Source organism: Bellilinea sp., from assembly GCF_034432615.1.
Taxonomy (GTDB): domain Bacteria; phylum Chloroflexota; class Anaerolineae; order Anaerolineales; family Anaerolineaceae; genus Bellilinea.
Window position 1 is genome coordinate 23,700 of the sequence record NZ_DAOUBL010000044.1, and the last position, 6,754, is coordinate 30,453.

The 6,754-nt window shown below is 50.3% G+C and carries 4 protein-coding genes and 1 pseudogene; 4 read left to right on the top strand and 1 reads right to left on the bottom strand.

The features are described from left to right. Position 1: 1 nt before the first annotated feature. A complete protein-coding gene (locus VAE48_RS01965; RefSeq protein ID WP_322791630.1) occupies positions 2–1,117 on the bottom strand; it encodes an aminopeptidase in 1,116 nt (371 codons plus the stop codon). A 124-nt stretch (positions 1,118–1,241) separates the two neighbouring features. Between VAE48_RS01965 and VAE48_RS01970 the strand changes: the two genes are divergently transcribed. From VAE48_RS01970 to VAE48_RS01980, 4 genes and pseudogenes are all read left to right on the top strand, one after another. Continuing rightward, positions 1,242–2,084: an alpha/beta hydrolase gene (locus tag VAE48_RS01970; protein WP_322791631.1), complete on the top strand. Its 843-nt coding sequence runs from the start codon at positions 1,242–1,244 to the stop codon at positions 2,082–2,084. Between the two features lie 148 nt (positions 2,085–2,232). Continuing rightward, positions 2,233–3,633, top strand: a pseudogene (glyA, locus tag VAE48_RS17465) (serine hydroxymethyltransferase); the annotation flags it as partial. A gap of 51 nt (positions 3,634–3,684) precedes the next feature. Further along, positions 3,685–5,361, top strand: a complete 1,677-nt coding sequence (gcvT, locus tag VAE48_RS17470) for a glycine cleavage system aminomethyltransferase GcvT (RefSeq protein ID WP_416181012.1) — start codon at positions 3,685–3,687, stop codon at positions 5,359–5,361. A 109-nt stretch (positions 5,362–5,470) separates the two neighbouring features. Continuing rightward, positions 5,471–6,715 carry a PLP-dependent aminotransferase family protein gene (locus tag VAE48_RS01980; protein ID WP_322791633.1) on the top strand — a complete coding sequence of 415 codons (1,245 nt, stop codon included), beginning with the start codon at positions 5,471–5,473 and terminating at the stop codon, positions 6,713–6,715. The last annotated feature ends 39 nt before the right edge of the window (positions 6,716–6,754 follow it).

Genomic DNA, 6,754 nt, shown 5'->3' on the forward strand with positions numbered 1-6,754 from the left:
TTTAATCATCAAGCCGAATAACAAACTGTCCATTTTTGTAAAGTAATTGATCATCTACCCAAATCTCGCCTCCGTCCCTCAAGTCACAGATCATATCCCAGTGAACGGCGGATTGATTTTGCCCGCCGGTTTCCGGGTAACTGGCACCCAGCGCCATATGAAAACTACCCCCAATCTTTTCATCAAATAAGATATTCCGCGAGAAACGGGTAATTCCTTCGTTAGTGCCAATCGCAAACTCACCCACATAACGCGCGCCTTCATCTGTATCCAGCGTTTTTAGCAAAAATTCCTCATTCTTTTCAGCGGTTGCTTTGACCACTTTTCCTTTTTCAAACCACAATCGCACCCCACTGACTTCTCGTCCGCCATAAATTGCCGGATAAGAAAAATAAACCTGCCCCTCAATACTGTTCTCTACCGGACCAGTAAACACTTCGCCGTCCGGCACGTTCTCATGGCAGTCACAGTTGATAAATCGCCGTCCACTAATCTTCAAACGCAAGTCAGTTTCTCTGCCAATCACCCGCACTTCCTCTTTGCCCTTCAACCATTCCACAATTTTTTGCTGACGGGCTGATACTTTCTTCCAGTACCCCACCGGATCATTTGGATCCGGCATCATTGCATGAAAAACAAAATCGGAGTACTCTTCCAAACTCATTTCGGCATCCTGTGCATGGGCATTGGTTGGGAATTGAGCCAGAGTCCAGCGGAATTCTTTGCGTGCTGCCCTTTCGAGATAAGTCTTGAAGATGGGTTGCTGAGCCTGAGATGCAATCACCATTTTCTGCGGGTCCACATTGCTCAAGGCTTTTGTGTTTTCATCTCCCAGTATGTTAATCGAACAATCATAGGTTTCAATCATCAACTTGCGCGGCGGGTCAATAAATTTCAATTGATCTTCGTTAGCCGTCTTGTAAAAAATTTCGGTTGCCTGGGGAAAGGTAGGAGTCAAATAGGGATATCCGCCCGCCTCCAACACTTTTTTATAAATTGCCAGCAATAACGGTTGAGCGATCACCCCACCACGGATCCAAACCTTGTTACTCGGCTGAACAGCCACCGAATAATTGACCAGCATATCCGCTAATTTTTCTAATCTTGGATCTGTCATCGGGATTCACCTCACTTGGGAAATTAACCACCACGCGCTCGACTGATTTTACCACCAACTGACTTGTCGGATTGTTGCCTAAGGTATAAACTATTAAAGCACCAACCCCTTAACAGAGGATTCCATGACTGTAATTGAATTCAACTGGAACAGCGACCATCAGATTTCTTATTATGGGATTGAATGGAAACCAGATCAATCTCCTCGCGGTGTGATCATCCTTGTTCACGGTTTGGGTGAACACAGCGGCAGATACCAACACCTTGCCCAACTGCTTAACCAGCACGGTTATGCTGTGATTGCCTCCGACCACGCCGGACACGGACAGACCGGCGGCAAACGCGGTCATGTGGATTCCTATGAATGTTTCTTTGAGGAGTTAGACACACTCCTGAGCCGCAGCAGGCAAAATTATCCCGACCTTCCAATCTTTTTGTACGGACATTCCTTGGGCGGTAGTATCATACTGGCTTATTTGCTTAAGCGCGCTCCCAACGTTGCCGGTGCCATTGTGACCTCGCCCGGCATCAAACTTGTTTCAGATCCCGGCGTTATGCTTGTGTTTGGAAAAATTCTCAACCGGCTGGTGCCTTCTACGGCCTTGAATAATGGTTTGAAACTGGAAGGACTTTCCAAAGACCCAAAAGTCATACAGGCTTACAAAAGCGATCCCCTTGTTCACCCATGGATCTCAGCCCGGCTGGCTATTCAGTTAATTGAAACCGGTGAGTGGATTCGAGAAAATGGAGAACAGATTCAAGTTCCTGTGCTCTTACTACATGGCAATGCTGACCAGTTAACCGCTGTAGAAGGATCGCGTGAACTGGCAGAAAAAAACCGGAAATATGTTACCTACATCGAATGGGAAGGGGGCTATCATGAATTACACAACGAACCGGATAAGGAACAAGTTTTTCAAGTCATCCTGAAGTGGCTGGAAGAGCAGGTTCCCGTCCATTCTCAATAATCGGTTACAACTTTCACCCCACTTCAGGATAAATGGACTTGACCCGGCTATCCCTGCGGGCTACAATAATCATGGACGTGGTGCACCGAAAGGGCACGACTGCACTGCAATTTAACAATCTAATCAACGGAAAAAGAGGAGAGTGTCAATGGCTGATTATTTGATTCGTGGCGCTTTGAAGGATATTGATCCTGCCGTTTTCGACCTGATTCAAATTGAAACGGAGCGCCAGTTTCGCAAGCTAATCCTCATCCCCAGTGAAAGCACCGCCCCGCTGGCTGTTCGGGAAGCCTTGGGTTCCGTTTTTCAGAACTTGTATGCCGAGGGCTACCCCGACGAAGAAACTCGCTGGATGAGCGAGGATGAGATTCTTGATTATACCGCTCGCCTTTCCCACTACCGACGCTATTCCGACCCTCGTTACTACAAAGGCGTTGAATACGCCGATATAATTGAATCGCTCGCCCGCCGCCGCTGTGCGGAAGTATTTGCTACCCCGCGGGCACCTGCCGATCAATTGTTTGTGAATGTCCAGCCCCTCTCCGGCGCACCCGCCAACAATGCAGTCTATCATGCCCTGCTTAATCCCGGCGACACCATTCTGGGCATGAACCTGTTACACGGCGGTCATCTTACCCACGGATCATCCGTCAATCGTTCCGGCAAACTCTACAATGTCATTCATTACAATGTCAATCCGCAGACCGAACAGATTAACTACGAAGCAGTAGAAGCCCTGGCTCTGGAACACAAACCCAAAATTATCATTGCTGGTTATTCATCCTATCCATGGGTGCCGGATTGGTCACGCTTTCGAGCGATTGCAGATTCCGTCGGGGCAATTTTACTGGCCGATGTATCCCACATTGCCGGCTTGATCGCCGGTGGTGCAATTCCCTCACCGGTGGGTATTGCTCAGATTGTTACCTTTACCACCCATAAAACATTAATGGGACCGCGCAGTGCCGTCATCCTGACCCATGATAGCAGCCTGGCCCGTAAAATTGATCGGGCTGTCTTCCCCGGCGAACAGGGTGGGCCGCACATGCACGCTATTGCTGCACTGGCAACAGCGCTCAAAATTGCCCAAACCGATTCCTTCCGCCAATTACAACACCAGATTGTTAAGAACTGCCAGGCACTCACCCAACGGCTGATGGAGCGTGGATTGCGAATTCCCTATGGCGGTAGCAATACCCATTTAGGGAATGTGGACTGTAAAACAATTGTGGGAAATGACGGTACACCTCTTTCCGGTGATTTAGCTGCCAGAATTTTGGATATTGCCGGAATTGTGCTTAACCGCAACACCATTCCGGGTGACAAAACTGCGCTGAATGCTTCAGGCATTCGCTATGGTACGCCATGGGTTACCCAGCGTGGTTTGAAAGAAACTGAAATGGTTGAAATTGCGGATATCATGGCCGATGTCCTTTTGGCAACTCATCCCTATTCACTCGAAACCCGCAAAGGGGATGCCATCCGGGCAAAGGTCAATTTTGATGTATTGGAAAATGCCAAAATCCGCGTGCGCACCTTAGCGGAAAAGGCAGGTATGGATCTCGAAACCAGCAAGCATGGCTATCCGCACTTCTTCTTTATGGATGATCAACCCGAAAATAAGCAGGGTTGGACAGCCTATAAACTGAATGGGCGTGGTATCCGCACCTTTATCAATTATGTCTTTACAGCAGATAGTGAAGATTTGAAAACGGGGCAATCCCAGGCCACCTCCCTGATTACGCCACACGGCGAAGTACAGGGTATCCTTACCTGTGTGGACGCCGAACACTTCCGCTTCAGCCTGCCGGCTGAAAAAGCCGGGCTGGCAGCCACATGGCTGCGAGACCTCTCGGATGGTTATGTAAAATTTGACGAGGACCTGCTCCGTCGCACGCCCGGCCCAATCTATGTGACTGAAGATGCCGAAGGTGCCATAACCTCAGCCCTGGAATTTGAGGATGGCAGCCGGAAACCGTATTTCATTGGGATCAAGCCTGAAACTCAGGGCACCCCTTTGCCTGCTTTCCAATGGGAGGACAAAGAAACCGACCAACTCCGCCGAACGCCGCTCTACGAAGCGCATAAGCAATTAGGAGCCAAATTGATACCTTTCGCCGGCTGGGAAATGCCGGTCTGGTACACATCGGTAGTTGAGGAACATCTGGCAACCCGCCAGGCTGCCGGGTTATTTGATGTTGCTCATATGGGCGTTTATCAGGCTGAAGGCCCCGATGCCGGTGTGTTCCTGGATGGAGTATGCGGAAACGACATTTCGGCTCTGGAGGTTGGCGAGTCCTGTTATACGCATTTTCTGGATCCAAATGCCAATGTAATTGACGACCTGCTGGTTTACCGCCGCTCCGCCCAAAAATACCTGATCGTGGTCAATGCTGCCAATGATGATAAAGACTGGGCATGGCTGAACGCCGTCCGCAACGGTGAAGTCATGGTGGACCGCCAACGCCCATGGGCACGCGCCTTTGGCCGCAACGTCATCCTCCGCAATCTCCGTGATCCTAAAGAGGGGCAGGATATGCGCGTGGACATTGCCTTGCAGGGGCCAAAATCGCGCGAGATTTTACTGGCACTTGGAACCGATGCCGAAACCCGTCGCCGCATCATGGCACTAAAACGCACAGAGTTGTGCGAAGCGGTGGTCGGCGGAATGGATCTCGTTGTTTCACGCACTGGCTACACCGGTGAAAAGATGGCATTTGAACTATTCGTACATCCAGATCAGGCTGTTCAGCTCTGGCAAGCCTTACTGGAAGCCGGAAAACCCCTCGGCTTAAAACCCTGCGGGTTAGGCGCTCGCGATTCATTGCGTACCGAGGCTGGTTTACCCCTTTACGGACACGAGATGGGCGGTCAGTTAAACTTGGGCGTAGCCGAGGCCGGTTTTGGCAGTTATGTCAAAACTTATAAACCGTGGTTTATTGGCCGCGAGGCTTTTCTGGAACGCGAGAAAACCCGCAACAGCGTGGTGATACGCTTCCGCTTCACGGAAAAAGGTGTGCGCATGGCTCACCTTGGTGATCCGGTGATTGACCGCAAAGGCCGCACCATTGGTGTAGTCACCAGCTGCGCCATCGATTCGGAAGGATTTCTGACCGGCCAGGCTTTGGTGGAAATCAAATCCTCCGAAGAGGGTACCCCATTGTTTATTTACCAATCTGCTCCCACCAGCGCCGGAAAACCGCCTGCCGAGTTAAAAACCGGAGATCGGGTGTTGCTTCCCAGCGCGGCTGTAATTATCAGCCGCTTCCCGAAATAGTGTCGCTCACAAGGTGTACCGGATTTTCCAGTACACCTTGTGATTTTTATCAGGAAATCAACCAAAACCTACCTGCCCATTCCAACCCATCAAAAAGGAGAGTGAAAATATGCAGACCCTTTGGGATCACCGCTATGCCCAGCGAATGCAACGCATAAAGGCTTCAGCCATCCGAGAGTTGCTCAAACTTACTGAACAGCCCGATGTAATTTCATTTGCTGGCGGTCTTCCCGCCCCAGAGGTGTTCCCCATTGAAGAGTTCAAAGAAGCCTGTATTCGGGTTCTCAAAGAGCAGGGGGATTTTGCCCTGCAGTACGGTTCAACCGAGGGTTACCTGCCCCTGCGAGAAATGATTGCCCGCCACACTACTCGTTACGGTATCCAAATTTCCCCCGAGAATGTGATGATCACCTCCGGCTCTCAACAGGCATTAGACCTGATCGGCAAGGTTTTCATCAATCGCGGCGACAGAATTTTGGTCGAGTCACCCACCTACCTCGGTGCATTGCAGGCATGGAATACTTATGGTGCAGAATATGTTACCGTGCGGACCGATGATGACGGTATGGTCACTGAAGACATTGAAGGCGCGTTAAGAGCAGGTCCCAAATTCATCTACGTACTCCCAAACTTCCAGAATCCGATGGGGGTTACCATATCACAGGAACGACGCGAACAACTGGTCGAAATGGCGGACCGTTACGGCGTGCCGATTGTCGAGGATGACCCATATGGTCAATTGCGTTTTGAAGGTAAGCATCTGCCCGCTGTTGAGGTGATTGATGCCCGCACTCGGGTTCAAAACGGTCATTACACCGGCAATGTGATTTACCTGAGTACGTTCTCAAAAATCCTTGCACCCGGAATTCGTCTGGCATGGATCATTGCTCCTCCGGAGGTCATTCGCAAGCTGGTGCTGGCAAAACAGGGCACCGATTTGCACACCGCCACATTCAATCAGGTTGTGGCCTACGAAGTTGGCCGCCACGGTTTTCTAGATCAACATGTCAAGAAAATCTGTCAGGTTTATAAGGAACGCCGGGACGTCATGCTGGAAGCCCTCGAAGAACACATGCCCGAAGGTGTAACCTGGACTCACCCGCAAGGCGGATTGTTCCTCTGGCTGCGCTTACCCGAGCAGTGCGATGCCACTGAACTTTTCCCGGCTGCCGTAAAAAACAAGGTGGCCTATGTCCCCGGTGAAAGCTTCCACCCCAATGGCGGTGGTAAAAACACTATGCGCCTGAATTTCTCTTACCCGACTCCTGAAAAAATCAACGAGGGAATCGCTCGCCTGGGTAAAATGCTCAAAGAAGAAATTTGCGCCAACCAAAAAGTTTTTCGGGGCATTTAATTTCCTGAGCAGCTCATCACAACCTGAATCAAAAACGAG

Bases quoted from the DNA above. Each gene is read 5' to 3' on its own strand.
- VAE48_RS01965 (WP_322791630.1), bottom strand. From the start codon at position 1,117: ATGACAGATCCAAGATTAGAAAAATTAGCGGATATGCTGGTCAATTAT.
- VAE48_RS01970 (WP_322791631.1), top strand. From the start codon at position 1,242: ATGACTGTAATTGAATTCAACTGGAACAGCGACCATCAGATTTCTTAT.
- gcvT (WP_416181012.1), top strand. From the start codon at position 3,685: ATGGATGATCAACCCGAAAATAAGCAGGGTTGGACAGCCTATAAACTG.
- VAE48_RS01980 (WP_322791633.1), top strand. From the start codon at position 5,471: ATGCAGACCCTTTGGGATCACCGCTATGCCCAGCGAATGCAACGCATA.